Here is a 25,608-nt window from a genome sequence, read left to right as displayed (position 1 = left end):
TCGGCTCAGGCGAGAGGCCGGCCGCCATCGACGGGGATGATCGCTCCGGTGGTGAAGGTCAGGTAGGCGGCGGCGGCCAGCACCGCCTCGGCGACTTCCTCCGGCCGGCCGAGCCGGCCGAGCGGCGTCAGCCCCGCCTGCTTGTCCCGCCATTCCGGGTCGAGGCCGGCGACGAAGGCGGTGTCGACGAGGCCCGGCGACACCGATACCACGCGCACCACCGGCGCCAAGGCGCGGGCGAGCGATTTCGTCAGATTGTCGACCGCCGCCTTCGACGCGCAATAGGCGATGTTGCTGCCCATCGCGGTCTGTGCGGCGATCGACGAGATGTTGACCACCAGGCCGGCGCCCGAAGCCCGCAGCAGCGGCAGCGTCGCCCGGGTCACCGCGATGACGCCGCGCACGTTCACCGCCAGGATCTGGTCGATCAGCGCGTCGTCGAGCGCATCGAGATCGGCATGCGGCACGAAGCGGGTGGTTCCGGCACAGTTCACCAGGATGTCCAGCCGGCCGAAGGTCTGCTCGATCACGGCCGCGAGGGCGTCGAGCCCGGCCTTGCTGGTCACCGGTGCCGCGAGAGCAAGGTGGCCTTCGCCGCAGAGGCCCTCCACCAGCGCCTCTGCAGCATCGCGACCACTATTGTAGCCGGCGATCACGGTGGCACCGGCCGAGGCGAGGCGCTCGGCAATGGCCGCGCCGATGCCGCCGGCCGCGCCGGTGACGAGCGCGACCTTGCCGAGCAGCGGAGATTGGGCGTCGGAGGAAACCGTCATCCCGGCGCTCATTCGTCCTTTTGCTTGTGTCGGATGAGCGCCATCAGCTTGCGGTCGCGCCAGGCGCTGCGCTCGCCGAGCTGGTCCTGCGGCAGGATGTCCCGCCGCTCGGCCGTGGCCCTAGCGATCAGCTCGGCAGGCCAGGGTTTGGGCTCGGTGCGCGAGGCGGCGATGGCGTGATAGAGCGGCCCGAGCCGCTCAGCGTAGTCCGCGATGCCACCGGGGGCGTTGAGGTCGATGGTCTCGAACGGCCCCATGAAGGACCAGCGATAGCCGAGGCCCTTGGCGATGGTGAGGTCGATGTCGGCGGCGCTGACATAGCCTTCCTCGAACAGGGCCCAGGCCTCGTTCAGAAGCGCACCCTGCAAGCGGTTAAGGATAAAGCCCTCGACCTCGGCGGTGACGACGATCGGCGCCTGGCCGATGCGCTCCATCTCGGTACGCAGCCAGGACAGGATCGCCGGATCCGTCCACGGCGCCGGCACCAGCTCGACCAGCGGGATGAGGTGCGGCGGGTTGACCGGATGGGCGACGAGAAAGCGGCTGCGGTGGGCGCAGCCCTCGGTGAAGGCCGAGGCCGGGATGCCGGAACTCGAGCTTCCGACGACACAGTCGGGCGACATCACGGCATCGATCTCCAGGCTGACAGTCCGCTTGACGTCCACCCGTTCCAGCACCGATTCCTGCACGTAGGCGGTGCCGCCGACCGCGGTGGCGAGGTCGGGGCTGACGGAAATCTGCCCGAGGATGCCGTCGACGTCGTCGACGAGGCCTGCGGCCAGCATGTCGACGAGGCCGGCACGAATGCGGCCGAGCACGACGTCGCGGATCGCCGGGTCCTGATCGTAGACCGCCACGTCAAGGCCGGCACGGGCGAAGACGATCGCCCAGCCCGAGCCCACCAGCCCGCCTCCGACGACGGCAACTTTCCTGATCTGATCCATCATGCGAACCGCGACGCCTCGCCGTCGGCCAAGCAGATCTCGGTGATCAGCAAGCCTTCGGCGGTCAGGCGCGAGGGAAAGCGATCCTTCAGACGCGCTTCGTGCACGGGAATGACACGGCGCGCCTCGTAGCCGACCTGCTTCATCATTTCTTCGGTGGCGAGAACGAGATTGGTCTGGCTGCCGACTGCGAGGCCGACCGGCACGTAACAGGTCTCGACTCCGACCGCTGCGCCCGATCCTTCGATGTTGTCGAAGACGTAGACGAGGTCGCCGGCAAGAACCCAGCTGTTGTCGTCGCTCTTCTGGTCGCGGATGGTCACCCACATCGACCCGTAGGTATGGCTGTCGATCGCGACATGCAGGTCGATTCCGGGAAGAACGTCGATCTGCGACCCGTCGACCGTGACCAGCCGGCGCTGACGGGCGAGGTCCACCCCCCGGACGATGTCGCCTGGATCGACCGCGACGGTCATCCAGCGCATGCGATCGGGCAGCGACATGGCCCAGACCCATTTCGCGATCTCGCGTTCTTGGATGTAGAAGGTCGCCTTCGGGAATGCCTCGACATTGCCGAAATGGTCGAAATGCGCGTGCGTGATGAAGATGCTGTCGACGTCTTCCGGCGTCAGCCCTATGCCGGCGAGCACGGTCTTCGGCGAGCGCCAGTTCTCGACGCCGAACCGGTCGCCTAACACCTTGCCGTAGTCCCGATCGTTGTATCCGACGTCGACCATCGCGACATGGCCGTTGCTGCCCTTGATGACCGCATAGCAGTAGGGAAGCTTCACGAAGCCTTGGTTGTGCGCACCATAGATGACGCCGCTCTTATGGTAGTCGGGCACGAAGGAGTATTCCAGAACCCAGATCGAATAGTCGGTCATCTTGCCCCTCCCAAGGCCGTTGTCGTCGCAGCGCAGCTGCAACAGGCATGGTTGAAATCCACCATGGTCATTCCGGTGCGCGGTTCGGACGCGTCTTGAAGGACACGATAGGCCTGCTTCAAGAAGACGTTGGCGCGGTCGAGCACGCGCTCGGTGTCGCGGCTCGCACGAAGCGCCTCCAGGGCGTCCAGAATCTCGCCGACCAACGAATGCGCGGATGTCAGGCTGGCAAAATGCCGGCCGAACGCCGTCGGCGTGTCGAGCGCCGCGAGGGCCGTTCCGGTATCGCGCCAACGTTCCCGTGCGATCGGAATGTCGGGCAGATCCAGGATGTCGCGCCGGCGGCTGGCGGTGAGAAGGATGGCAAGGCCCGCGAGTTGCCCGATCAGGCGCCTCAGCCCATCATAGGCCGACCGGGCGGCGACCCCATAGCGGACCGAGCGGTCGTCGGCGAGCAGCGCCGCCAAATCGTCGGCGCCCGGTTGCGTATCCAGCGTTTCGGCGCCTGCGTCGATCGCGCTGCAATCGTAGCGATGGATCGTCACCGCACGTTCGAAAAACTTCTGGCCGGATCTATCGTGCATCTCGGCTCCGTGTCGTCGAGCGCTCGATCACGTCGCCGGGTTCAAACCGCTGCACGAATGCCGCCTCGCTCGCATCCAGCGCCAGCTTGCTTGCGAGAGCCACGGTCGCCTCGAGCATTGCAGAGACCGGTTGCTGGATCGTCGTCAGGCTGTGGGATGGCCATCGGGCCATGGCAACGTCGTCGAAGCCGACGACGGATATGTCCTCGGGCACCCGCAGGCCCAGTTCGTGCCGAAGGCCGTCGATGAAGCCGATGGCGAGGATGTCGTTGGCGCAGAAGATTCCGTCGGGATGGGGATCCATCCCCTCGAGCAGCCGTGCCGCGGCATAGCCGGCGTCGTAGCCGAAGCGACCGGCGGGAATCCAGATCGGCTCGGACAGGCCGCGTTCGACGACACGTCGCGTGAACCCCCGGCCTCGTTCGAGATTGGTCGAGGCATCCGGCAATGCGGAGACATAGGCGAGCCGCTGGTGGTTCCGGTCGATCAGGAAGTCGGCAATCCGAAAACCGCCGATCTCGTTGTCGCAGGTGATGCCGAAAGATTGCCCGTCTGCCGAGAGCCTGTTGAAGAAGATCACCGGCGTACCGGTATTGCGGCACTCGCTCGCCGCTTCCGATGACAGCGTCGCGGCCAGGATGACGACCAGGTCGGGTCGGTAGTTCAGCAACAGCCGGACGGCGTCGTCCAGCGTTCCCGCCTGATCCGCGGCCACCAGCATCACGTTCATGTCGATGGCGCGCAGGTCCGCCGTCAGCCGCGTCAGTACTTCGGGGTAGAACGGATTGGTGATGTCGGCGACCACCAGGCCAACGATCCGCGTCTTCTTGGTGATCAGGCTGCGGGCGAACGGGTTCGGCGAGTAGCCAATCTCGCGCGCCCGCTTCAGCACCGTCTGCCGCGTCTCGTCCGCGATCACCGCCTCGGCATGGAAGGCCCGTGACACCGTGGAGACCGACATGCCGAGATCACGCGCTAGATCCTTGACGGTGATGCGGGTTCTCGGCGTCGTGGATCTAGCGGCGGCTGACATCGGGGCTCCGTCTCTCTGGCCGGCTCAGGCGGCGTTCTTGCCGCCATAGCGCCGAACGCGGATGTTCGCCTGTTCGGCATGGCCGTGGAAGCCCTCGAGCATGCAGAGGCGCGAGGCGACCTCGCCGATCATGCCGCTCGCCTCGTCGGTCGTCACCCGTTGATAGGTACAGGTCTTGATGAATTTGCCGACCCAGAGGCCGCCGGTATAGCGCGCCGCCTTCTTCGTCGGCAGCGTGTGGTTGGTGCCGATCACCTTGTCGCCGAACGCGACATTGGTGCGGGGACCAAGGAACAGCGCGCCGTAGTTCTGCATGTTGTCGAGGAAATAGTCGGGATCGCGGGTCATCACCTGCACGTGCTCGAAGGCGAGGCCGTCGGCGACTTCGACCATTTCCTCGTAGCTGTCGCAGACGATCACCTCGCCGTAATCCGCCCAGGATTTCGAGGCGATCGCGGCGGTCGGCAGCACTTTCAGCTGCCGATCGATCTCGGCCAAGGTGTCGCGGGCGAGCCGTTCCGAATTGGTCAGGAGAATCGCCGGGCTGGTCGGGCCATGCTCGGCCTGGCCAAGCAGGTCGGTGGCGCAGATCTCGCCGTCGACGCTCTCGTCGGCGATCACCAGCGTCTCGGTCGGACCGGCGAAAAGGTCGATGCCGATGCGGCCGTAGAGCTGGCGCTTGGCCTCGGCGACATAGGCGTTGCCGGGGCCGACGATCATGTCGACGGGAGCGATGGTCTGGGTGCCGATCGCCATGGCGCCGACCGCCTGAATGCCGCCGATGCAGTAGATCTCGTCGGCGCCGGCAAGGTGCATCGCCGCGACAATGGCCGGGTGTGGGCCACCATCGAAGGGCGGCGCGCAGGCGATCACCCGCTTGACGCCGGCGACCTTGGCGGTGACGACGCTCATATGCGCCGAGGCGACCATTGGGTACTTGCCGCCCGGGATATAGCAGCCGACCGCCTCAATCGCGATGTTCTTGTGGCCGAGGAACACGCCCGGCAGGGTCTCGACCTCCAGATCGAGAATGCAGGCGCGCTGCTTCTCGGCAAAATTGCGGACCTGCGTCTGAGCGAAACGGATGTCCTCGAGATCCTCTGCGGAGACCTTCGACAGCGCCGATTGGATGTCCTCCTCGCTCAGCCGGAACGAGACCGGTGACCACTTGTCGAATTTTTCCGACAGATCGCGCACCGCCGCGTCGCCCCGCGCCTCGATGTCGGCGAGGATGCCCTCGACAGTGCTGCGGACCGCGGCGTCGTTTGCCGCCACGGCAGCCACATCCTGGCCGCGCTTCAGATAGGTCGTCGTCATAGATCGTTCCTCATTACAGGAGGGGTGCGGACGCCGTCGGGCGTCCGCACGTTCAGAGTCTCAGGGTTTAACGGTCGGCTCGACCTTAGTCAGATGGTAGAGATCGGCCGCCGCCTCGCAGCGCTGGCAGTTGATGCCCGGCTCGTTCGCTGCCTTGACGACGTCGGCCGGCAGCGGCTGGATCGTCGCACCCGGCGTCGGCTTCCCGTCGAGCGCCGACGTCAGCGACAGCTCCGGCAGGAACTCCGGGCTGAACACCTCGCTCACGAAGGAAGACGGCACCTTGGATTCGGGAAAGACGTTGCAGCCGTTCTCGATCTTGTCGCCGTCGCAGACCTTCACCGCATCGGCGGGAACCCAAGGCAACGGATACTGGATGTTGGTCGCTTCCAGCTGCCGCTTGCCCGTCAGGATCTCCATCATCAGCTTGAAGGCGTAGCCGGCCTGGGCTGGCGGAGACCCGGCGGAGACCCCCTTGAGACCGCGCTTCTGCATGTCGGGATTGGCCAGCGCCAGGCGGAAGCCGGCCGAGTTCTCGCCGGTCATCGGAACCAGCTTGTCGCCCTTGTCCATCAGCGCCTGGATGGCGCCGTATTCGCCGGCCTGGGCCCAGATGCCGTCGACGTCCGGATGGGCGGCAAGCGCCTTGGCGGTCTCCTGCTGCGTCGTGCGGTCATCCCAGAACGAATAGTATTCCGCGACCACCTTGATGCCGGGATACTGGTTGAAAACATGCATGGCCCCATCGGTATGACGCTTGTCGACCGAGTTGCCGGGAACGCCGCGGCTTAGGAAGATATTGCCCTTGCCGCCGAGTTCGTTGACCAGCGCCTGAGCGCTGTTCTCTCCGAAGCCGGACGTAATGTAGCTAACATTGTAGGCGCAGGGCTCGGTCACGGTAGCGTCGTACATAAAGAACAGCACGTTCTTCTCGCAGCCGCGCTTGATCGTCCGGTTCAAGGCCGTGGAGGAGATCGGGAAGCTAACGACGCCGTCTGCGCCGCCCTCGATCATGCTCTCATAGGCTGAAATCTGCCCCTGGGCATCGGTGCCCGAGATCACCTCGGTCAGCTCGACCTGGGTATCATAGGGCGGCGTCTTGGCCAGCGCCTTAACGATGTTCGCGGCTTCCGACTGCCAGGCATTGCCGCTGTAGCTGAGGGCGAGGTAGATCTTGAACTTCTTGCCATCCTGCGCCGCCGCAGCGCCTGCCATCGCACCGAAGCCGAGCGAGGTCGCGACGGCCAAGGCGGCCGCCCTTGCCAGGAATCCCTTGGATTTCAACATGTCATTCCTCCCATCAGACTGACCCTTGTGCCAGGGCCTCGGCGAGTGAGAACGTTCCCACCCCGTCGTACGGCTATGCCGCCGAATGCGTCTTCCGCTCTCATCGCCGTTTGCGGCGGAACCGGGTGAAGATGTCCTCGCGCAGCAGCAGGAGCGCACAGAGGATGATTCCGCCCTCGATCACAGTTCGCCAGCCCTGGTCGATGCCGACGGCCGCGATCACGGTGCCAAGCGTCGTCAGCAGGATGGCGCCGCCGACGGTGCCGACGAAGCTGCCGCTGCCGCCGAGAATCGACGATCCGCCAATCACGACAGCGGCGATGCTCGGCAGCATGTAATTGTCGCCCATGCGCAGCGTGGCGCCGTTGGCGTAGCCAACCAACATCATGCCGACGAAGCCGGCGCAGACCGCGCTGATGGCATAGGGCAGGATTTCGACGAGGCCCACGTTCACGCCCGCGATGCGGGCGGCCTCGCGGCTGGAACCCAGCGCGAAAAGGCGACGGCCGAATGCCGTGCGACTCTGGAACAACCAGCCGCAGATCGAGAAGAGGACCAAAAACCAGACAATTAGCGGAATGCCGGCGAACGAGGCCTTCATCAACACGATCAGCGCTTCCGGCGAGGCACCGCGGGGCGTTCCACTGGTATAGCCGAGAGCAGCGGATGCCGTAATGATCGACGTCGCCATTGTCATGATGAAGGGCGGCACCTTCAGGAAGACGACACCGATCCCGTTCACCATTCCGACCAGTGCACAGACCAGAAGGATCAGCGGAAGCAGCACAATCGACATTTCAGCGTTGCCCGCTCCTACCCACGTCGTCGTCAGGACGCCGCCGAGGGTGATGACCGACGGGATCGACAGATCCAGGCCGCCAACGAGAATAACGAGGCCTTGACCGAAGGAGAGGACGACGAGGAACGAGGCGAGCGTCAGCACCGTCAGCACCTGCGACCAGGAGCCGAGGGCGGGACTGATGAAACGCGAGCACAGGATCAGGATGATGCTGATGGCAAAGACCGCCACAGCATTGATAACGTCGCGGCCGACGGCGCGGGACCGTCGCTGATCGGGTGCGCTGTCAAAGCTCAGGGCCGAATTCGGCGGGGTCTTCATGCCTGCACCCTTTTGCGGAGAAGCCACGTCACACCCCGCCCGAAGACGATTGCCGCGATCAGCACCACACCCTGGAAGATGCCGGTATAAAAGGACGAGACGCCGCCGGAGAACAGTACCTTCTGCAGGAGCATCAGGGTCGCTGCGGCGATGATCGAGCCGATCAGCCCCCCCCGGCCTCCGGAAAGCGAGGTACCGCCCAAAGCGACGGCCGCGAAGGCGAGCATCAGGAAGGATGCGCCACCGTTCGGATTGCCGGTCGCGGTCTGGGCACTCAGCATAAAGCCCGCGACACCGTAGAGCATGCCGGCGCCGACGAAAGCGGCATAACGCACGCGGCCGACGGAGATGCCGGAAAGCGCGGCCGCGTGTTCGTCCGCGCCGACCGCGTAAAGGCCAATGCCCGTATTGGTGCGCCGGAACACCAGCCAGAGCAGCGCGACAGCCAGAACGATCAATCCCGCGATAGGAACCACGTTGAACAGCGTGTCGGTCAATTCATAGCTCACCCAATCCGCCACCATCCCGCCTGGCGCGTCCAGCACCACGAGCGCCAAGCCCTGGCAAGCGATCATCGTGCCGAGGGTCGCCGCGATCGTCTGCAGCCGGAGCACCGCGACTAGGAAGCCGTTCACCGCACCGACTGCCGCGCCGATGGCGCAGCAAAGCGCAAGGCTCGCCAACGCGCCGCCCGGCCCATCCAGCGGCAGCACCGCCATGACGACGTTGGTCAGCGAGATCACGCCTGCAATCGAGAGGTCGAACCCGCGGGACAGGACGACGAGCGTCTCGCCAGCAGCGGCGATCGCCAGCGGCGCCGAATTGTTGACGAGGCTTGTGAAGGTGTAGGCCGACAGCGCACTCGGCTCATAGAAGGCGTAGATGCCGTAGAGGACGACGTAGAGCATGGCGACGACGCCGGCACCGCTCGCGAAGACACGCGCGATAGCACCGCCGCGGCGGGACTGCCGCCCAGATGCGCCGGAAGAGAGAGCGACGCTCATGCCGGGACCTGCGCGGCCGATCGGGCGCGGCCCGCCGCGGCATGCCCGACGAGGGCGCCGACGAGCGTCTCTTCGTCGGTCTCCTCCCCTGCATATTCCGCGCAGATGGCACCGCCATAGATCACAAGACTGCGGTGGGCGAGATTGACGATCTCGGGAAGTTCGGAAGAATAGAACAGGACGGAACCTCCCTCCGTCGCGAAACGCCGGATCGCCGCATAGATCGATTGCTTGGTTCCGACATCGACGCCTCTCGTGGGGTCGAAGAGGAGAAGCGTTCTCGCACCGGTGTTGATCACCCGCGCCAGCAAGGCTTTCTGCTGGTTGCCGCCGGAGAGGTCGCTGATCCGGAAGGGCAGATAGCGGTCCGCCAGTTCGACGCTCGCAGCCGAGGCCGTGACGGCGCGCTGCTCGGCCGAAGGAGAAACCAGGCCAAACCGCGAGATGCTGCCGAGCACCGGGAGCGCCATGTTGCTGGCCGTCGTCAGGCTGGAGAGGATGCCCTCGGTCTTCCGTTCTTCTGGCAGATAGGCGATGCCGCTTCCTGCCCGCAGCGCATCACGGGGACTGCTGATGCGGGCCGCCTGCCCGTCGATCAGCACCGAGCCTGAAGACATCGGCGCGAGGCCCACAAGCGCCCGGAAGAGGTCGCGCTGCCCCTGCCCCTCCAGCGCGGCGACGCCGACGATCTCGCCGGGATGCAGTTGGAACGAGGCGTTGCGAAGGATGCCGCTGGTGAGATCGCTGACCGCGAGCGTCGGCGTCGACCCCGCCATGCTCTTCCTCCCGGTCGAACGGACATAGTCCGATACCCGTCCCACCATCATCTTGAAGATGTCGGCGTCGGTGGCGCCGTCGAGGTCGACCGTGGCGATGCTGGAGCCGTTTCGCAGCACCGTGGCTTTCGAACAGAGCGTGCGGACCTCTCCGAGACGGTGGGAGATATAGAGGACGGCCGTCCCTCTGGACTGAACCTTGCGGACGAGGCGGAACAGCCATTCAACATCGACCAGCGCAGCGGTGGGCTCGTCCAGCACCAGCAGGGACGTGGCAAGCTGCATGGCCCGCACGATCTCGATCCGCTGGCGATCCGATAGAGGGAGGCTGCTGACCGGTGCTCCCGCGTCCAGCTGCGCCAGATCATGCGCATCGAGAACGGACTGAGCCTGCTCTTCCGCCCTGCGCCGCGAGGCCAGCCCCAGAGCGTTGCGCGGCATATGGGGCTGCATCAGGTTCTCTGCGACCGACAGGTTGGGCAGAAGGCTGAGTTCCTGGAAAGCCGTTGAAACGCCATCGCTCCGGGCGTCCATGATGCTCCGGGGTGCGTAGCTCGCGCCTCCCAGCAGCATCGAACCGCCATCGGGACGGACTACCCCCGTCAGGATCTTGACCAGCGTCGACTTGCCCGCACCATTCTCTCCCAGCAAGGCATGCACCTCGCCCCGACGGAGCTCCAGTGAGACATCGCTTAGCGCAATCGTCGGCCCATAGGCCTTTCCGACCGAACGGACAGTCAATGTCGACGCAATATGGGCAGAGCTCACCGGACCCCTCCCAAGGTTGACGGCAAATGAAAGCGTTCTCTGAGAACGTTCTCAGAAGATGCAATATCAAATCTTGCGTCAAGCTCTTTCGCGAATTTGTTTATGTTGCATTGCCGCATTAATATCGCGCTGCAGTATGGAGATGCGTTCACAACGCGATTTCTCGGTGTTCAAATCGAAGCGAATACGACACTTCGACCCAGCCAATTTTTTTTAAGAAGTGATTTGACGTGAGGAGTTAGGCTCAGGACTCATTGATCAAAGCCAGAAGATGACGGCGGCAGCGATGCAGATACCATCTTCGTGGCTCTGGGATGAAGCTCGGCAAAGGCAAACTTAGACGTTCGGTCAATAGCTACAAAGAGATAGAGCTTCCCCTCGACGGTTTGCACTTCGGCGAAGTCGACATGGAAATAGCCGATTGGATAGCTCTTGAACCTCTGCTTGACCGGCTTGTGTCCTTGGACATCGGGCAGCCTTGAGATGTCATGGCGCTGGAGACAGCGATGCAGTGATGATCGCGTCAGATGCGGGATCGTCGGCTGGAGCGCGTAGAGGCAATCGTCAAGCGGCAGCAGCGTATGACGGCGGAAGGCGACAATGACGGCCTCGTCTTCGATCGACAGCACCGTGGACCTCGGCTCGGACGGGCCTGTCTTGCGGTCGGCTGTCGACGTCCGCTTCTTCCACTTTGCGACCGTCTTCTGGTTGATGCCGTAATGGCTGGCCAGTGCCCTCAGGCTCTCTTGACTATGCTGTATCGCTCGACGGACTGCCGCAGTCGTCGTGGCGCTCCCATGGTGAACCTGACCCATAGTGCCTCCTTCCATCCGCTGGAAAATAGTGCACCATCAAAGCCCGGGATCAAACACCTCTGGTGCGGGAACTGCGCATTGAGGAGGTGACGATCCTTGCCGCCAGCATTTTATCTCTCATGAATTCCTTATTGTCGGCGAGGGAGGGTCGTCCCACCGGACGCAAAGACCACAGGAACTATTAGCCAGTTCCCGGCTTTTCTTGACCAAGGCAGAGCTTGGATGGAACACGTCGCTGCACTGATGCTGCTAGTTGGCTGCAACACCAACGCATCAACTTGTACTGAATTGCCGGCCTCTTTGGTCGCGTACGAAGATGTCGCTGATTGCGAAGCCGACATGTCCTTACAAATGCGGCTCAGTGGCTCGTTGGCAGACAAAATCTACGGCGCCTGTAAGGCTGTGACCGAAGATGTTTTTGAACAGTCGGAAACTGTGAACTGGACTATTTCCCAAAGTGGAAAGCTTCTGGTTGCCTTCGATGCTGATCCTCAGCTTCTCGCTACCCGGTAAAGGCTTCTGACGCGGCTTTAAAGCTATTCAACATTGTCATGCGGTTCAGCAATAGTACCTGGTCGGCTTGTCTCTGCGCGACCATGCGCCTGGGTCCATCCGGCCAGCCATTGGCCCCGCTGCTCTGAACCCATAGGATACGGGCAATCGTTGGCGAGAACGCCGCACCCGTGTGCTTTGACGCCTTCGTTGAACCATCGACCGATCATGACATGCCTCTGAATCGAAACCTGCATATGGTGCAGGACAAGCAGACGTTATCTGCCGACTATTGGTTTCGAAAATCCGCATCATCCTGTGATGCAATCCTAATGACCTGCATTGTCAGGCCGAATTCATTACAGATTTCTAGCTGATAGCCCTCTATTAATTTGCCTGCTCCCTCCTCTCGGACTGTCTCCGCAGCGATTCCGGCAGCCTTTTGAACGGCTTCGTTATAGCCTTGAAAACTCTCTCTCAGATTATCTTTTATCAAATTACGACCGTGGCGGCGGTTGAAATAATATTTAGGCATAAGATCTCCTTTGCATGAAAATACACTTTCCATTGCGGAAATAAAATCAAACGTACGATTACACACCAGGGGGAACAAAGTCGTTAAAGTCGAATTGATGAGGTTGTAACTCCTCAAAACTATTTGGATTATTTTTGTTCTATACAGATGGCAAACTTCAGTTCCCGGTCCGCGTCGAGAAGCCGAACCCTTTATTCGCGAAAGCCCTGCAGCAGGCGATCGGCGGGGTAGAAGGCGAAATCCGCGTGGCTATGCAGTACCTGTTCCAGGCGTTCGGCGCCCGCGGGCCTGCCAAGTACCGCGACATGCTGTTGAACACCGCGACGGAAGAGCTCGGCCATATCGAGATGCTGGCGACCGCGGTGGCCTTGAACCTCGAGGGCGCGCCGCTCTCGATTAAGGAGGACATCTCGGCGGACGTGGCCGGCGGCGCCATCCTGAACGGGATGGACATGCGTCACATCCTGTCGGCCGGCCTTGCAGCGATGCCTGTCGATGCGAACGGTGTTCCCTTCGATATGTCGCACGTCTACGCCTCCGGCAACATCGCCGCCGACATGTACGCCAACGTCTGTGCCGAAAGCACGGGCCGAGCTTTGGCAGTCCGGCTTTACAACATGACCGACGACCCCGGCATGAAGGAGATGCTCTCGTTCATGATCGCCCGCGACACGATGCATCAGCAGCAGTGGCTTGCCGCTCTCGAGGACATGGGGGGCGATGCCATGAACCTGCCTATCCCTAACTCCTTCCCGCAGTCCCAGGAGAACGAGAAGTTCTCGTACGCTTACTTTGGACACATGACCGACGGGACGATCCCGGAAGGTCGCTGGACCGCTGGTCCCTCGATGGACGGCAAAGGCGAGTTCACCGCCATGCAGTCGGTACCGATGGGTGAAAAGCCCGTACTAGCTCCTGCCCGTCCAGACGGCGGCGCCCAGACTGGTCAGGTCTCGAAGTCCGGCACCGAGGGAATTCTCGGACGCATCGAAGGCGCCATCGAGCGCAATCTCTAGATCCCTTTAGACGCCAAGCCGCCCGGGCGGCATGAACCAGGAGAACCACGATGAGAAACTTCTTGATGGTCGCCGCCATTTCGCTGATGGCGACTTCAGCGATGGCCCAGACCGCACCCCAGGAATTCGTCGACAAGGCGGCTTCTGCCGGGATGTATGAGATCCAGTCAAGCGAGATCGTCCTGACCGATTCAAAGGCTGACGCAGACGTGCAGGCATTTGCCAAGCAGATGATCGCAGACCACACGAAGGCGGCCGGCGATCTGAAGGCTGCGGCTGGCAAGTCCGGGCTCACTGTCCCGGCCGAGCTGATGCCGAAACATGCCAGCATGGTCAGCGAGCTGTCTAGCGCAAGCGACAAGGTGACGGTCTACAAAAAGCAGCAGCTAGACGCGCATGAAGAGGCCGTATCGCTCCATCAGGCGTACGGTTCGGCGGGCACCGATCCCAACCTCAAGGCCTATGCCGATGCAACATCGCCGGTGCTGAAGATGCATCTCGATCACATCAAGATGCTCAACGGCGGACGGACCGACAAGGCATTGTCGAGCTCGACGAACAGCACCAACCCGAGCAACGAGGCCGATTCCTCGACGGGCACCCTTGGAGACGATACCGCCACGACCGGTGGACAGGGCACCGGAACCGGCACCTCGCCGGCGGCTCCGGCCAACTAGTCTCAAAATTCCCGGGGCTGCCGGTCGACGGCCCCGGAAACCACCTCACCAACAAGCGGAAGGATCCTGTCATGCTCAAGAAGAGGGATGTTTCCCACATGATCGGACACCCGTATTTCCGCGGCTCCGAAGACCGTCACGAGCCGGGGACAGGCCTGGCGCTGGCGCTCGAGGAAATGGCCGCAAGGAAGCGGAAGACCGAAGCGCTCCGCGCCGGCAAGACTGTAGAGCCTATATCGCCATCACCTGCAGGGCGACCCTGAGATGGTGGCGGAACACAAGGACACCATCGGCGCGGAATACGAGACCGACACCGCGCCGGGCCCCCCGGAAGTAACTGCTTGGCGCAGCATTTTCGGCGGATCTATCATATGGGGCCGCTTCAAGTTCTTCATCTTCATTGGCGCCTTCCTTCTGGTCGGTGGCCTCATCGTCGCATTCGCACCGATCTGAAGGAACCTGACATGGACTTCCAGCACGGCGAACGCGAGTTCCTGATCGCAAACCGAGCGATCATAATGGATGCCGGCATCGAGCGGTACGTCGGCCTGACCGAGGACGAAAGTGTAGAGTATCTGGAGCTATCGCGGAGGAACGATACAGGGGGGCTGGTTAGCTTTGAAAACGCTCGTTACGTGGAGTTGCATGGCAAGCATGAAACTGAGCGACAAGTCTACGTACGGGGCGAAAAATCCTTGAACGCATTCCAGAAGCCTTAAGATCAAATAATTCAACGACCGCTATTTTTTCAGAACCGTTTCTGTCGGTGATCCACTCGCAGAGCGGGTAGAAGCCGTGGCAACAATTGCAGAAGACAAGGAAGCGTCAGTCCCTCCTGAACTTCCCACTGTCCAACTGTTTGGTGCCAGCCTGGTTCTCGCGGTCTTCGATCTCTTCCGGCATGCCGGGATCGTCTTCGTCCTCGTCGACCGGGCCTAGACCATCGTCATCGCCATAGAGCTCTTCGTCCTCAAATTCCTCGGGCACTACCTCCCCAGGCTTCAGGCCGCCGCCTGCAGGCATCTGGTCGCTTGGGTTCGTTCCGATTGGATCCGACTCCGACATGGTGCAGTCCCTTCTGGTTGATGGAACAAGAAGGTACGCAACCGTTCGTTCCGCCAGATGCGGCAACCACAGGCGTTAACGACCATTAAGACTTTGCTTTTGATTGAGGCCGCAACGTCCAAGGACCGATAGATGATTCTCTCGACTTCCCGCCGTACCGCTCCTGTATCGCCATCGTTTCCAGTCTGGCCTACCCTCGCGACCGCCGCAGCCGTGTTGGTGGTCTGCGCCATTCTCTTTGTCTGAGGACCAAACGATGAATGGCTATCCTATGCAGCATTACATCGACCGTCGTGACGAATGCCTGAGAGCTGCCGCCGAGGTAGCTCTACCGAACGCGAAGAAGCGGCATGTGGAAGCGGCGGAAGCCTGGCAGCTGATTATCGATCGGCTAGGCGACAAGCTGGCGCCCTTGTCAGACCTAGCTGAAATGGGGCGCAATGCCTGATCAGAGTAGTAGGTTCTGCAATCTCATGAGAAGGATCGTGCTGGCGTGACACGCCGTCGCGAATCCTGAGAGTTGCATGACAAAACTGCTGATCATTTCCCCACAGATTGGGGCGGCGGGGATGACCGCCGATATCATCGTCATTGCAGGTGATTATGCCGGCACCCCGGTGAAAGCCCTCCACAAGGCAAGCCTGTCCTTCCAGAAGCCTGTCGTGCTGATCGCTGGGCTGATGGAGCTGGATGGGACTAACCGGTCCCGGCTGCTGGCTGAGGGGCGCCGGCAGTCGAAGAAGTATCTCCGCCTACGGTTCCTCGAGCGTGATGCCACTACGATCGAGGGGGTTCGCTTCATCGGCATGCATAAGCCCGACGTCGGGTTCATTCTGACTGCACTAGACGAGCCACACGATGGGCCCACCGTCATCGTCACCTACGAAGAGCCTCGAGTGGACATCAGCGCCATCACGATGACCGGCAAGGTGTCGCGTTGGATTCACGCCGGCACCACGACAGCGGAACCGCTGGTCGTCGAAGTCTGAACGGTCTAGGTCGTTGCCATGGATATCACCGCCCCAAATCACCCGCCTGAGCATCCCGACCGCGGCATCGATTGCGAATTCGCGATCGAGCCGACATTTCAGGCTGTGATCAGTGCTGCCGTGGCCGTCGGCTGGAGTGAAACCGAAGTGGCCGAGGCCGTATTGGAGCTCGCCCGCAACCACATCGCCGGAATGCTCGCCGACCAGTACATGGACAAGGACATCGAGGCTGCTGTTCGATCAGTAATTTAAATGGAACAGATTGAAAGTGAATGCCTCTTTAATTAATCCCGGCTACGGTTCCGGTGTTGTGGAAAGGCTTGCACTATCGTCTCTCACCCGCACCTGCCGCTCGCAATTGAGTACGAAAACCAGGATTCTCTAAAGGACGTTCGGGATAGCGATCTTTTGCGGATGCTGGCGGAATGTGCTGACTGGTCGGCACTCATGCAGGATTTTCGCGGGTCGCTTGTAACACCAGCAGCCTTGACCCTCTGGCGGGTCCTTATCCAGGATGAAACCACGGCAGTTGCTAACACCCATGATTGGCTTCAGGCTGAGATTGCCGATCGAGCCCGAGCGTTACACGACGACTTAGTGCCTGCACCAGGAGAGAGCTCCCAGCCTATTAGCGGATCGTCGGGTCCAGTGAATGACGGCCCCCATGCCGTCGTGCTCAACGCCGACACATCTGAGTAACCGTAGATGTCTTCAGGCAGACCGAAACTTATCAATTGATAAGACAGCTTCTGGTTTTTCTGAGTAGACGTCGCTGATGCTGACACGCCTTCGCTACGCAAGCACCCTGGCTCACGATACCACGATCGAGGAAATCGACAGCATCGTCCAGAAGTCGGCCGCGGCGAACCAGGCTAGAGGCATCACCGGTATTCTGGCCGTAGAGGGTTCGACTATTCTTCAGATATTAGAGGGGCCGACCGAGCTCGTCGGCGCTCTCTTCGACCGCATTGCTTCTGACACTAGGCACATCGGTGTGGTGGAACTCGGCCGAGGGCCAATCGACGTCATCCGGTTTAAAGATTGGGGCATGATCCGCCGAACGATGCCGATCATGCTGATGATGTCCGAAGAAACTGCCTAGGCGGTGACTTTCGGCAATTCGCCGATACGGGTCGTGTACCGCGGCGACCGCATGTCGAACTTCGTCGCCCACTGCTGTCTGATGCCGGCGGCCGCCGGTGCGATGGTACCGCGGCCGAACCTGCCGTTCACCGCATCGATCACGCCCATCAACCTCTCGGACTGCCCTCGGTCCCTTCGATCGAAAAGCGGCCGAGGTGCGGTACCGGCGCGGATCAGATCGTCCATTATGATGCCGGCTTTCGCGTACCGGAAACCATCTCGATAGATCGCCCGAGCGCCACGCTGAGCGGCGCGGATGAGGTCGAGGGTATCGTTCGACGCCTCGGGCAGATGCACTGTCGTAGAGCCAGAGTACCGCGGGTCGCGAGAATTGAACTCACTGGTATGCATGAAGACTGACAGGTGAGAGGCTTCCAGGCCATGGCGGCGCAGCTTCTCGCCGGCTCTGGTCGCATATGCCGACACGGCTTCTAGGATGCCCGCCAGTGACGTTACGGGTTTGCCGAAGGATCTCGTCACCGCGCAGCCTTTCCGCTGTGGGGCAACGTGCTCTAGTGCCAAGCACTGGACTCCCCGCAGTTCCAACACGGTCCTCTCACCGACGACGGACAGGAGCCGGCGAGCTAAGGTCAGGTCGAGGTCCCGCAACTGGGAGACCTTCTCGACGCCGATGCCGATCAGCTTCCGCTCCGAGGCTGGGCCGATCCCCCACACCTCGCCGACGTCGACCTTCGCCATCCATGCCGAGCGAGAGGTTTCGTCCGTCAGATCACAGACGCCGCCGAGCTCGAGGTTCTTCTTGGCAATGTGGTTCGCCAGCTTGGCGAGGGTTTTCGTCGGACCAAGACCAACGCAGGTTGGAACGCCCGTCCATTTCAGCACCGTTGATCGAAGGTCGCGGCCGTACTCGACGAGATCCCGCCGGGTAAAGCCGGTGAGGTCCAGGAAGCTCTCGTCGATTGAGTAGACCTCCACATCGGGCGCCCATGCCCGGTAGATTGAATTCATCCTCGCCGACATGTCGCCATACAGGGTGTAGTTCGATGAGAAGACGGCCACGCCCTCGTCCCGGCAAAGGTCGCGGAGCTTGAAGAAGGGCTCCCCCATGCGGATGCCCAGAGCTTTCGCCTCGGCGGTTCTCGCAACAGCGCACCCATCGTTGTTGGACAGGACGATCACCGGGCGGGTGGCTAGCTTCGGGTCGAAGACGCGCTCGCAAGAGCAGTAGAAGCTGTTGCCGTCGATCAGGGCGAGGACGCGGCCGGTCATTTCCGTGCAGCCGGCTTGCGGAGCCAGTGCACGTTGCACCGAGCGACGCCCCAGATCTCCACGTCGGCGATTTCCGGCAGATCGAACGCCGGCATGTCCCGGTTCTCGAATGACAGGCGAGGCCTGGCGCCATCGAGGTGAAGGCGCTTCAGGCTGCGCTCGCCGTGCACGATGACGACAACGACGTCGCCATGCCGCGGTGTTAGGCTGCGGTCCACGACGAGCAGATCGCCGTCATAGATCCCGGCATCGCGCATCGAATGCCCGTCGACCTTCCAGAGGAATGTAGCTGGCGGGTTCCGGACGATCAGGCGGGTGAGATCTATGCCCTCGTCGAGGAAGTCGTCTGCAGGCGACGGAAACCCGGCGCAGAGGCCATAACTGAAGATCGGGATTATGATCTCAGCTTCAATTCGAACCCGCGCCAGCATTCCTATTTCCCTCTCGAAACGTCATCCGAAAGGAACGAATAGGGAACATAATCACAGGTTCGGGTCAACGGGTGGCGGGAAGTGGGCTTTGAAATCGGCCATGACGCCGCCTAGGTCGATTAGGGAGGAGCGTTCAGGCGGCTTGATGCTGGGACGGTAGACGTATGGCAGCGATTTCGTCCGAAATGTCGCCGAGAACTTTCTGAAGGTGCTCGATCTCCGCGGAGACCTCGCCGCGCCGCCGGTGTAGCGCCTCAATTACATAAACTTCCGACTTGGCTCCGAGCAGCTGCTTCACCTCGACGAGCGAGAAGCCGAGGTGCGCGAGATGCGTGATCTTCTGTAGGCGGGCCATATCAGCGTCGCTGTATCGGCGGCGCGTGCCTGAGCTGCGCTGTGGCGAGATTAAATAAATCTCTTCATAAAAGCGCACTGTGCGTTGGGTAACGCCGACCAGTGCAGCGACGTCTTTGATGCTGTGCGGATGGGAATCTTTAATTGCGGCCAACTAGCGCTCCCGATATGCGGACTAGGCGCCTGCGGAATGGAGGTGTCTTTGCCATGAAGGCTTACTGATGGTGAAGAGTTCCGAAGGCAGCACATGACTGTCGACGAATGCGTGCATCTGCGGCGCCAGCTGATTGCCGAGTGATTATTCGCTTCGTAGAGCGCCTTCGCCATCCTGCTTCTTGCCTCGGGCTACGATACCTAGGACGCCTTCCGGCATTGGACGCTGCAGTGCCTTTGCCTCGGACCAGTCCGCTCGCATCCACACGTCCATTTCCTCGGCCGCGGTGAGGATCACGGGCATGGCCTTGGGGTGAATGGCGCCGACAGTCGGGTTAGGCTCGGTGGTGAGGAAGCCGAAGCAGTCGACCGTAACCTCGCCTTCCCGCGCCTTCCTGACAGACGTCCAAGTCGTCCAGATGCCGGCGAAAGCCATCAGCGGCCGATCGGCGCCGGCGGCGAACCAGACGGGCTCCTTGGCCGCGGCATCCCATTCGCTGAACGACGTGAAAGGCACTAGGCACCGGTTGGCCGCTCCGAGCCAGCGCGTCCAATGCTTTGATGCGGTGTTGCGGATGTTCGTGGTGCCGGCGTCCGGTTCGGCCTTCAGCAGTGCCGGGAAGTCGTATGGCTTACCTTTCGCATCGAGCTTTTCAGCACGCTTCTTTGTCGCCTGGAACAGCGCCTGCGACGAGCTCGGCATCCCCCACCGAACCATCGACAGTTCGCGCTCGCCATCGACGGTGCGGACGATCGGCGCTGGGTAGTCGGGGAATATGCCAGGCAACGGCGGAAGGTTGCCCGTGGTGTCGCGCATCGCCCGGGTGAACTCGAGGATGGCCGTCTGGCCCTTGGTGACGCTGTAGAGGTTGCACATCGGACATCATGTGGCCGGCCAAGGGCACGCGTCCAGTTCAGCGCTCGGCTTTTCGCTCCTCGATCCAGGCATCGACCTCATGGAGGCTCCAACGGACGCACCGCGGGGTAAGGGGGATGGACTTCGGGAACCGGCCCTTCGCCATCATGTCGTAGATCGATGTCACGCCGAGCCCGGTCTTCTCCCGGACAATCTTAATCGGAATAAGCGCGTCGCCACGGTAAGTGTTATCGCCCATCGTCGAGCTCCGATAAAAGGCCTTTTGCGGAGGCAATGGCCATACGGCGCGGCGCTAAAGCACGGATCGCGCAGCGGCCCGGCTCTATCGGTCTGAGGGCGGCGTCCCTGCCGGCTGAGTGTCAGTCAGGCACGAACCGGCGACACCTCTGCAAGATATGCCGCCGGCCACGTTTCACCTGCTTCAATGCGGAACCTGGATAATGGGACAACGCTGGTGAGCGATCCTAGTGCCGCGGTCCTTGCGCCACCCTTGCGCTCCGAGCCTGTGGCCTTTTCAGTACCTAACCCGGCGCGTCCTTCACAGAGCTTGGCGGCTTTTGTCGTTTCAGGCGTGGCCTTCCGGCTCGCTATCATCAAGCTCGAACTCCTTGCGGATGCCAACGAGACTGCGCAGCGTCTCGATTATCTTTGCCGCCTCGCGCAGAAGCGCTCCACCAGCAGCTGATCGGCCAACCATTGGTTGGCATGAGCCCAATCATCTGAAATGAACTACGCGCATATCCGTTCGGCAAGACGGACCGTCATACTTGAAAGGTTCTGATGTCAAAATTTGATGCAAATGCCGAAACGGCTTTCACAAGCATTTCTAGTGCACAGGCAGAAGCGAATGCCGTCGCAAGAGAGTTTGGCGTTGTGCCCGATCTTCATTCAAACGATTTCATCCTGAAATTTATGTACGAGGACGCTGGCGCCGAACGTGCCGCAAGCGTTCCTCGGCAGTTTTTCCAGTCTGGCGAGGATACAGCCAAACTACTCGCGAACACGATGGCCGGCGCCCAAGTCACAAGCATATTAAGTTCGAAACCCCAGCCTTTGCAGGTGCTAGAATTCGCCTCCGGGTATGGGAGAGTAACAAGGCACCTGCATAAGCACATTCCCAACGCGGAGTTCACCGCCTCTGATATTCACGTTGAGGCTGTCGAATTTTTGAAGAAGCTCAACTTCAGCGCTGTTCGTTCCGAGTCTGTGCCCGAACTGTTTCGGATGCCGAGGCTCTACGACGTCATCTATGTGTTCAGTTTTTTTACGCATATGCCGAAGTCAACTTGGGGCAGATGGCTGGCTGCGCTTGAGCGCACACTATCGCCCAACGGCATTCTAATTTTTACTGCGCACGGCCGCATCATGCAGAATTTGATGAAGATCACGGAGCTTGATAACGACGGATTCTTCTTCCACCCCATAAGCGAGCAGCATGACATCGACAAAAACGAATACGGAAACACCGTCACCGAATTTCGATATGTATTTTCTGAAATAGAGAAGACAGATTTGCAGCTAGTCGAATTTAAGGAAGGCGGTGCCGGGGCGCACGACCTTTATGTCTTGCACAAGCCCGATAAAATCGGCGCTACGGCAAAAGAAAAGTCGGAGGTCGTACACCTCCGCGCTCAGTTGCAGGCTATGCATGGCTCGAGGTCATGGCGGGCGACTGCGCCTATGCGCAAAATATCGACTTTGATATCGTCGCTGCGAAGCCGCTGGCTAAGCTAGAAGCAGGCGTAGTGCTTGCGGACGCTAGCCATCACGGCCTTTTCGTCGGCTTCGGTGATGTCGTGGCGAAGTTCATGCTGATCGGCGCGACCATTGCGGGCCCTGACGCCCTTCGCCGGGATCGGGAGGCGGGCCGGTGAACAATGCTCCGACGAACGACCCGATGCTGGCCCTCACCGAAAAGCTCGAGGCCGCGCTGGCCCAGCAGCTCACCCTCCCGAAGGCCGAGGCTGATCGGCTGGGAGAGACCACAATCTCGGACCTTTACGGAGCGCTCTGGCGCCAGACGCCAGCGACAAACAGCATGGAAGGCGCTGCCGGCGCTCTGCGGGCAATGGTCGGGTTCAACGACATGGAGCCTTCCGACCTTGCAGTCATCGGTTCCGTGCTGACCTTCCTCGAGCGGGACAATGCGGCGCCGCCCGCTCTCATGCTGGACGATCAGAACGCAGCTCTGTCAATCGACGGCCTCGCAATCGCGGAAACAGTCGCCGTTGCCGAAGCGCTGCGGACGATCCGCGGTGCGCTCTCCCCACTGATCATGCAGGAGACCAGCAAGCTTGTCGTGGCGGTGCTAGAGCGGCTTTACGACCGGAACCGCAAGGAGCTGTGGCAGGTGGCCGAGGCGATCCGCGCCGCGGTGCCGGCAAGCCTTAGCGAAGTGCACGACCGGACCGACTTCCTCCTGTCAGAAGCGATCCATTCCGGCGAGGCCTTCGACTATCTCGCCGAGATCCTGGCCGAGGGACAGGGGCAAGCCGCGGAGATCAAGGCACGATGATCCTGCCTTTCCCGCTGCTATTCCGTATCTGGATCTCCGTTGCCCTCATGTGGGTTGCCAACCGCCTTGCGAAGGCAGCAGGTTGGATCACCCCGGAAATTGAGGCATGAAATGAAAAGGGGGTGGGTACGCTGTACCTGCCCCCTTCCCTCTGCGCGGCGGTCTAGCTGGGCATGCCCTGCGTCGAGTCCGCGTCGTCGTCTGGATCCTCACCCTCTTCAACGGGAATCACATCATCTCCGCTGGTCAGGTCGTCATCCTCGATCACACCTACGCCATCCTCGTCGTCGGGGAGGATGATCGGCTCACCGTTGCCGGGGTTCTGAGACGACTGATCCACCGGCTGCCGCGGGATGTCGCCAATACCACCGCCGTGGCTCGCGTCATCAAGATTGCTGTTCTCGGTCTTGGACATGACTTCCTCCGGTTGGTCGAAGGTGGAAGGACGGTAAAGCTCAGTCGTTCCAAGCTGGCGGCATATCGCTGGCAAAAGCCGGGCTGAGCTTGTCGACCATTTAACGATCCGTTAACCATGTTCACCAGGCATGGGAGACGTAGATGCGTTCAGGAAAGCGAGTAATCCGGGTAATGGCGGCTGTGCTCACCATTCTGGCTACGGCTTACGAGGCAGCAGCGAAGTCAGGGTTTCTCTAGGTCCACCTGCCCTCTCGTTCCACGCTAATCCTTTGACGGATCGTGCCCCCAGTTCTTCAGCGAGTAGGTCCAGTTGGTCTTGCTGATATCGCCGTCAGGGCGCTGCTTGAGATGCCGCTTGATGTAGCCGACGACCTTCGCCATGTGCGCCCAGTCATCGTCACTGAGTTCATCCTGGGTCGAGTTCTTGATATCGATTATGCGGCGCCCAGACTTGTGCCCCGTCGACTCTCCGCCACCTGTCTTGCCGCTCGATGCGGCCCCTGACTTCGTGTCGCCGACTGACTTCGACTCTATCGTCTCGAGCCATTTCTCGAGCGCTGCTGGCGTCATGTTGACGAGCTCGCGCCACTCTTTCCATGTAACTGCATGATCGGCCATGTCATTCATCCCTGTTGGATGATGAGAAGTGGTGGTCACTTATCGGATGGCAAGCCGGGCTCCCGCTGCCCACTCATCGCGCCTGAGGACGTCCTATGGCGGCGATCCTGGTCACCTTCGATCTCTTGCGAAGCCTGTGCCCAGAATTCGTGCTCGCGCCCATCCGGGCGGCCTGCGAGCTCCCAAAGGCTATATGCCCTTTCACGAACTTTCGGGGTGTTATCAATTGTCATCTCGCCCACCCATTTTGCTGCACTGCGCTGGAGCTTTTGTATGCTCCTGTAGTTGCCATCAGATTAGCGCCACAAGGACGAGTAGCAATGCCGACTGTTAGCTGGAAAGACGTCGCCTTCACCGAGACCGCAGGCCCCGCCAGCTTTGGAGATCAGACCCTCACCATCAAGGACGAACACATTGCCCGGTGGAAGGAAGATCCTGACGGTCGCTATGCCGTGATGCCGGCGCCAGAGGGCAATTCGCCTACCGATCTCGGGAAGTTCTACCCCAGCCTTTGACGACGGCAGCCATGATGCGGCAGCCTCCCGATATCCGGAGGAGTGCATCAGATGAAACCCGAGGTACGAACTACGGCTGTAGACAGCGATACTCCTCTGACGCTTGGCCACTGGCCTTTCCCGCCGATCGGCCTCTCCCGCGCTCAGGCGAGCATCTATCTTGGCATCGAGCCGAAAGAATTCGAGCGCTTGGTCGCCGCAGGTGAAATGCCGCAGCCTCGCAGCCTCGGATCTCGGAAAGTCTGGCATCAGCAGGAGCTTGAGACAGCCTTTGATCGGCTGCCAGCCGGTGGTGCTCCGAAGGCGAAGGAGGTGGCGCCAACCGCTTGGAAGCCGACTGCCTACACCCCCAGCAGCCTCGCGGACCGATGGTCATGCTCCGAACGGCATATCCGCAACATGATCAAACGAGGCGACATTCCCGCGTTCCAGTTCGGCGGCAAGTTGCTCCGCATTCGAACGGTCGATGTCGAGGCGTATGAAACTGGCGGCGTCGCTCCCCCTCCATAGTATGGAGAAGGACCAATCTACATCGTTCGGAACCGGGTGCTTTTTTCTGGAATTTCGAACATCGCTCCTGGCTGCACAAGCCTGACCTGAGCTTCAATCTCCGGCCATGGCGTAAGGATGCGTATCATTTGCTTCCTTACGCTCATTTCGAAGACCTTTTTGAAAAGGAAGAAGCCGATCAGGCCAGATTGGCGGAATACGATGTACTCGGCTTGGTTCTTTCGAATACGGCGATCGCCGGAGATGACGATCCAACCTCCCTCAGCACCAATTTTCGGCATCCACTCTAAATCGGTGGTGCCAAGGCCAAATCGGTCCCGGATATGAACTATCTCATGATCGGCTTCGAACAGGGCTTGTAGCGCTTTCGCGAGAGCCTTCGAAAGGTTCTCATCGACAAGGAGTTTCACGCCGCCAGCAAGCTTTCTTCGAAGCGGACGGCATCACGCACGACACTGACTTCGACATCATAGAGATGAGCAACGCGGGCTACCGACCCTTCCGCCTTTACGGCTTGGGCGATGCCGATCAGAATGGCGAGCGCCAGACGGCGAAAGGATTGGTATCGGGACAACGCCATTGAACGCTCCTGGGGCATGCGCCCCCCGGCGGAGGTCTGCATCGGCAAATCGTCTGTGGCGCGCGTTGCAGCGAAGGCTGTTGCGGCGTCGCGGGGCTCGTCCATCGAATGGCGCCCGCCAGTCGCCCCGAGGAGAAGATTTCCGCAGGCGGACACCTTCGGACCGTTTGGCATCGCCGTTCTCTT

35 protein-coding genes and 1 pseudogene are annotated in these 25,608 nt (G+C 61.2%); 13 read left to right on the top strand and 23 right to left on the bottom strand.

Annotated elements, in window-relative coordinates:
* Nucleotides 1–5: 5 nt before the first annotated feature.
* The 11 genes and pseudogenes from ACZL02_RS22130 to ACZL02_RS22080 all read right to left on the bottom strand — a co-directional run.
* On the bottom strand, nucleotides 6–773 hold the full coding sequence (locus ACZL02_RS22130) for an SDR family NAD(P)-dependent oxidoreductase (protein WP_472940868.1): 768 nt from the start codon (nucleotides 771–773) through the stop codon (nucleotides 6–8).
* Nucleotides 774–781: 8 nt separating this feature from the next.
* Nucleotides 782–1,717 (bottom strand): 3-hydroxyacyl-CoA dehydrogenase, encoded by a 936-nt coding sequence (locus ACZL02_RS22125; RefSeq protein ID WP_472940867.1) that lies wholly within the window; start codon nucleotides 1,715–1,717, stop codon nucleotides 782–784.
* Nucleotides 1,717–2,601 (bottom strand): N-acyl homoserine lactonase family protein, encoded by an 885-nt coding sequence (locus tag ACZL02_RS22120; protein WP_472940866.1) that lies wholly within the window; start codon nucleotides 2,599–2,601, stop codon nucleotides 1,717–1,719. The genes ACZL02_RS22125 and ACZL02_RS22120 overlap by 1 nt, the downstream gene beginning before the upstream one ends.
* Nucleotides 2,598–3,185, bottom strand: coding sequence for a hypothetical protein (locus ACZL02_RS22115; RefSeq protein ID WP_472940865.1), 588 nt, complete (start codon nucleotides 3,183–3,185; stop codon nucleotides 2,598–2,600). Before ACZL02_RS22115 ends, ACZL02_RS22120 begins: the two co-directional genes overlap by 4 nt.
* Nucleotides 3,175–4,218, bottom strand: coding sequence for a LacI family DNA-binding transcriptional regulator (locus ACZL02_RS22110; RefSeq protein ID WP_472940864.1), 1,044 nt, complete (start codon nucleotides 4,216–4,218; stop codon nucleotides 3,175–3,177). Before ACZL02_RS22110 ends, ACZL02_RS22115 begins: the two co-directional genes overlap by 11 nt.
* Nucleotides 4,219–4,242: 24 nt before the next feature.
* Entirely contained in the window at nucleotides 4,243–5,535 is a 1,293-nt protein-coding gene (gene hisD, locus ACZL02_RS22105) for a histidinol dehydrogenase (RefSeq protein ID WP_472940863.1), read from the bottom strand.
* 60 nt (nucleotides 5,536–5,595) lie between these two features.
* Nucleotides 5,596–6,822: a sugar ABC transporter substrate-binding protein gene (locus ACZL02_RS22100; RefSeq protein ID WP_472940862.1), complete on the bottom strand. Its 1,227-nt coding sequence runs from the start codon at nucleotides 6,820–6,822 to the stop codon at nucleotides 5,596–5,598.
* Between the two features lie 100 nt (nucleotides 6,823–6,922).
* Entirely contained in the window at nucleotides 6,923–7,942 is a 1,020-nt protein-coding gene (locus ACZL02_RS22095; RefSeq protein ID WP_472940861.1) for an ABC transporter permease, read from the bottom strand.
* On the bottom strand, nucleotides 7,939–8,946 hold the full coding sequence (locus ACZL02_RS22090) for an ABC transporter permease (protein WP_472940860.1): 1,008 nt from the start codon (nucleotides 8,944–8,946) through the stop codon (nucleotides 7,939–7,941). The genes ACZL02_RS22095 and ACZL02_RS22090 overlap by 4 nt, the downstream gene beginning before the upstream one ends.
* Nucleotides 8,943–10,490, bottom strand: a complete 1,548-nt coding sequence (locus ACZL02_RS22085) for a sugar ABC transporter ATP-binding protein (RefSeq protein ID WP_472940859.1) — start codon at nucleotides 10,488–10,490, stop codon at nucleotides 8,943–8,945. The genes ACZL02_RS22090 and ACZL02_RS22085 overlap by 4 nt, the downstream gene beginning before the upstream one ends.
* A 287-nt stretch (nucleotides 10,491–10,777) precedes the next feature.
* A pseudogene (locus tag ACZL02_RS22080) lies at nucleotides 10,778–11,305 on the bottom strand (transposase family protein); the annotation flags it as partial.
* 222 nt (nucleotides 11,306–11,527) lie between these two features.
* On the opposite strand from ACZL02_RS22080, the gene ACZL02_RS22075 reads away from it, so the two are divergent.
* Nucleotides 11,528–11,818, top strand: a complete 291-nt coding sequence (locus ACZL02_RS22075; protein ID WP_472940858.1) for a hypothetical protein — start codon at nucleotides 11,528–11,530, stop codon at nucleotides 11,816–11,818.
* Nucleotides 11,819–12,086: 268 nt separating this feature from the next.
* Here the strand turns inward: ACZL02_RS22075 and ACZL02_RS22070 are convergent, their stop codons facing one another.
* Entirely contained in the window at nucleotides 12,087–12,332 is a 246-nt protein-coding gene (locus tag ACZL02_RS22070) for a DUF6894 family protein (protein ID WP_472940857.1), read from the bottom strand.
* Nucleotides 12,333–12,466: 134 nt separating this feature from the next.
* On the opposite strand from ACZL02_RS22070, the gene ACZL02_RS22065 reads away from it, so the two are divergent.
* The 4 genes from ACZL02_RS22065 (at nucleotide 12,467) to ACZL02_RS22050 (ending at nucleotide 14,744) form a co-directional block, all read left to right on the top strand.
* Entirely contained in the window at nucleotides 12,467–13,348 is an 882-nt protein-coding gene (locus ACZL02_RS22065) for a manganese catalase family protein (protein ID WP_472940856.1), read from the top strand.
* A gap of 50 nt (nucleotides 13,349–13,398) precedes the next feature.
* Nucleotides 13,399–14,025, top strand: a complete 627-nt coding sequence (locus tag ACZL02_RS22060; RefSeq protein ID WP_472940855.1) for a DUF4142 domain-containing protein — start codon at nucleotides 13,399–13,401, stop codon at nucleotides 14,023–14,025.
* A 264-nt stretch (nucleotides 14,026–14,289) separates the two neighbouring features.
* The gene (locus tag ACZL02_RS22055; protein WP_472940854.1) at nucleotides 14,290–14,478 is read left to right on the top strand and encodes a hypothetical protein; all 189 of its coding nucleotides are present in this window, start codon (nucleotides 14,290–14,292) and stop codon (nucleotides 14,476–14,478) included.
* An 11-nt stretch (nucleotides 14,479–14,489) separates the two neighbouring features.
* Nucleotides 14,490–14,744 carry a hypothetical protein gene (locus ACZL02_RS22050; RefSeq protein ID WP_472940853.1) on the top strand — a complete coding sequence of 85 codons (255 nt, stop codon included), beginning with the start codon at nucleotides 14,490–14,492 and terminating at the stop codon, nucleotides 14,742–14,744.
* Nucleotides 14,745–14,850: 106 nt separating this feature from the next.
* On the opposite strand, the gene ACZL02_RS22045 is transcribed toward ACZL02_RS22050, so the two are convergent.
* A complete protein-coding gene (locus tag ACZL02_RS22045) occupies nucleotides 14,851–15,090 on the bottom strand; it encodes a hypothetical protein (protein ID WP_472940852.1) in 240 nt (79 codons plus the stop codon).
* Nucleotides 15,091–15,346: 256 nt separating this feature from the next.
* Here ACZL02_RS22045 and ACZL02_RS22040 point away from each other — a divergent pair, with 256 nt between their 5' ends.
* From ACZL02_RS22040 to ACZL02_RS22025, 4 genes are all read left to right on the top strand, one after another.
* Nucleotides 15,347–15,538 (top strand): hypothetical protein, encoded by a 192-nt coding sequence (locus ACZL02_RS22040; protein WP_472940851.1) that lies wholly within the window; start codon nucleotides 15,347–15,349, stop codon nucleotides 15,536–15,538.
* 76 nt (nucleotides 15,539–15,614) lie between these two features.
* Complete coding sequence (locus tag ACZL02_RS22035; RefSeq protein WP_472940850.1) at nucleotides 15,615–16,079, top strand: metallophosphoesterase family protein; 465 nt, start codon at nucleotides 15,615–15,617, stop codon at nucleotides 16,077–16,079.
* 18 nt (nucleotides 16,080–16,097) lie between these two features.
* Nucleotides 16,098–16,331: a hypothetical protein gene (locus ACZL02_RS22030; RefSeq protein ID WP_472940849.1), complete on the top strand. Its 234-nt coding sequence runs from the start codon at nucleotides 16,098–16,100 to the stop codon at nucleotides 16,329–16,331.
* A 523-nt stretch (nucleotides 16,332–16,854) separates the two neighbouring features.
* A complete protein-coding gene (locus tag ACZL02_RS22025; protein ID WP_472940848.1) occupies nucleotides 16,855–17,181 on the top strand; it encodes a BLUF domain-containing protein in 327 nt (108 codons plus the stop codon).
* Here ACZL02_RS22025 and ACZL02_RS22020 read toward each other — a convergent pair.
* The 5 genes from ACZL02_RS22020 to ACZL02_RS22000 form a co-directional block, all read right to left on the bottom strand.
* Nucleotides 17,178–18,452, bottom strand: coding sequence for a Y-family DNA polymerase (locus ACZL02_RS22020; protein ID WP_472940847.1), 1,275 nt, complete (start codon nucleotides 18,450–18,452; stop codon nucleotides 17,178–17,180). The two genes, ACZL02_RS22025 and ACZL02_RS22020, sit on opposite strands and share 4 nt — an antisense overlap.
* Complete coding sequence (locus ACZL02_RS22015; protein ID WP_472940846.1) at nucleotides 18,449–18,883, bottom strand: LexA family protein; 435 nt, start codon at nucleotides 18,881–18,883, stop codon at nucleotides 18,449–18,451. The genes ACZL02_RS22020 and ACZL02_RS22015 overlap by 4 nt, the downstream gene beginning before the upstream one ends.
* Before the next feature lie 133 nt (nucleotides 18,884–19,016).
* Nucleotides 19,017–19,391 (bottom strand): MerR family transcriptional regulator, encoded by a 375-nt coding sequence (locus ACZL02_RS22010; protein WP_472940845.1) that lies wholly within the window; start codon nucleotides 19,389–19,391, stop codon nucleotides 19,017–19,019.
* 144 nt (nucleotides 19,392–19,535) lie between these two features.
* The gene (locus ACZL02_RS22005; RefSeq protein ID WP_472940844.1) at nucleotides 19,536–20,267 is read right to left on the bottom strand and encodes an SOS response-associated peptidase; all 732 of its coding nucleotides are present in this window, start codon (nucleotides 20,265–20,267) and stop codon (nucleotides 19,536–19,538) included.
* Nucleotides 20,268–20,304: 37 nt separating this feature from the next.
* Nucleotides 20,305–20,505, bottom strand: coding sequence for a helix-turn-helix transcriptional regulator (locus ACZL02_RS22000; RefSeq protein ID WP_472940843.1), 201 nt, complete (start codon nucleotides 20,503–20,505; stop codon nucleotides 20,305–20,307).
* A gap of 542 nt (nucleotides 20,506–21,047) precedes the next feature.
* Here ACZL02_RS22000 and ACZL02_RS21995 point away from each other — a divergent pair.
* Nucleotides 21,048–22,001, top strand: a complete 954-nt coding sequence (locus ACZL02_RS21995; RefSeq protein ID WP_472940842.1) for a class I SAM-dependent methyltransferase — start codon at nucleotides 21,048–21,050, stop codon at nucleotides 21,999–22,001.
* Between the two features lie 136 nt (nucleotides 22,002–22,137).
* The gene (locus tag ACZL02_RS21990) at nucleotides 22,138–22,782 is read left to right on the top strand and encodes a hypothetical protein (RefSeq protein WP_472940841.1); all 645 of its coding nucleotides are present in this window, start codon (nucleotides 22,138–22,140) and stop codon (nucleotides 22,780–22,782) included.
* Between the two features lie 163 nt (nucleotides 22,783–22,945).
* Here the strand turns inward: ACZL02_RS21990 and ACZL02_RS21985 are convergent, their stop codons facing one another.
* The 3 genes from ACZL02_RS21985 to ACZL02_RS21975 all read right to left on the bottom strand — a co-directional run bounded on the left by ACZL02_RS21985 (nucleotide 22,946) and on the right by ACZL02_RS21975 (nucleotide 24,050).
* A complete protein-coding gene (locus ACZL02_RS21985) occupies nucleotides 22,946–23,197 on the bottom strand; it encodes a hypothetical protein (protein WP_472940840.1) in 252 nt (83 codons plus the stop codon).
* A 263-nt stretch (nucleotides 23,198–23,460) separates the two neighbouring features.
* Nucleotides 23,461–23,826, bottom strand: coding sequence for a DUF3140 domain-containing protein (locus ACZL02_RS21980; RefSeq protein WP_472940964.1), 366 nt, complete (start codon nucleotides 23,824–23,826; stop codon nucleotides 23,461–23,463).
* 26 nt (nucleotides 23,827–23,852) lie between these two features.
* On the bottom strand, nucleotides 23,853–24,050 hold the full coding sequence (locus ACZL02_RS21975) for a DUF2934 domain-containing protein (protein WP_472940839.1): 198 nt from the start codon (nucleotides 24,048–24,050) through the stop codon (nucleotides 23,853–23,855).
* 87 nt (nucleotides 24,051–24,137) lie between these two features.
* Here ACZL02_RS21975 and ACZL02_RS21970 point away from each other — a divergent pair, with 87 nt between their 5' ends.
* Nucleotides 24,138–24,332, top strand: a complete 195-nt coding sequence (locus ACZL02_RS21970; protein ID WP_472940838.1) for a PDZ domain-containing protein — start codon at nucleotides 24,138–24,140, stop codon at nucleotides 24,330–24,332.
* Between the two features lie 51 nt (nucleotides 24,333–24,383).
* Entirely contained in the window at nucleotides 24,384–24,842 is a 459-nt protein-coding gene (locus ACZL02_RS21965; protein ID WP_472940837.1) for a helix-turn-helix domain-containing protein, read from the top strand.
* A gap of 17 nt (nucleotides 24,843–24,859) precedes the next feature.
* On the opposite strand, the gene ACZL02_RS21960 is transcribed toward ACZL02_RS21965, so the two are convergent.
* Nucleotides 24,860–25,252, bottom strand: coding sequence for a PIN-like domain-containing protein (locus tag ACZL02_RS21960; protein WP_472940836.1), 393 nt, complete (start codon nucleotides 25,250–25,252; stop codon nucleotides 24,860–24,862).
* Complete coding sequence (locus ACZL02_RS21955; protein ID WP_472940970.1) at nucleotides 25,249–25,527, bottom strand: hypothetical protein; 279 nt, start codon at nucleotides 25,525–25,527, stop codon at nucleotides 25,249–25,251. Before ACZL02_RS21955 ends, ACZL02_RS21960 begins: the two co-directional genes overlap by 4 nt.
* Nucleotides 25,528–25,608 lie beyond the last annotated feature (81 nt).

Source organism: Mesocryomonas fontinalis (genome assembly GCF_055730125.2).
Note: the sequence above shows the minus strand (reverse complement) of the source record. Positions and strands in the feature narration are given on the sequence as shown.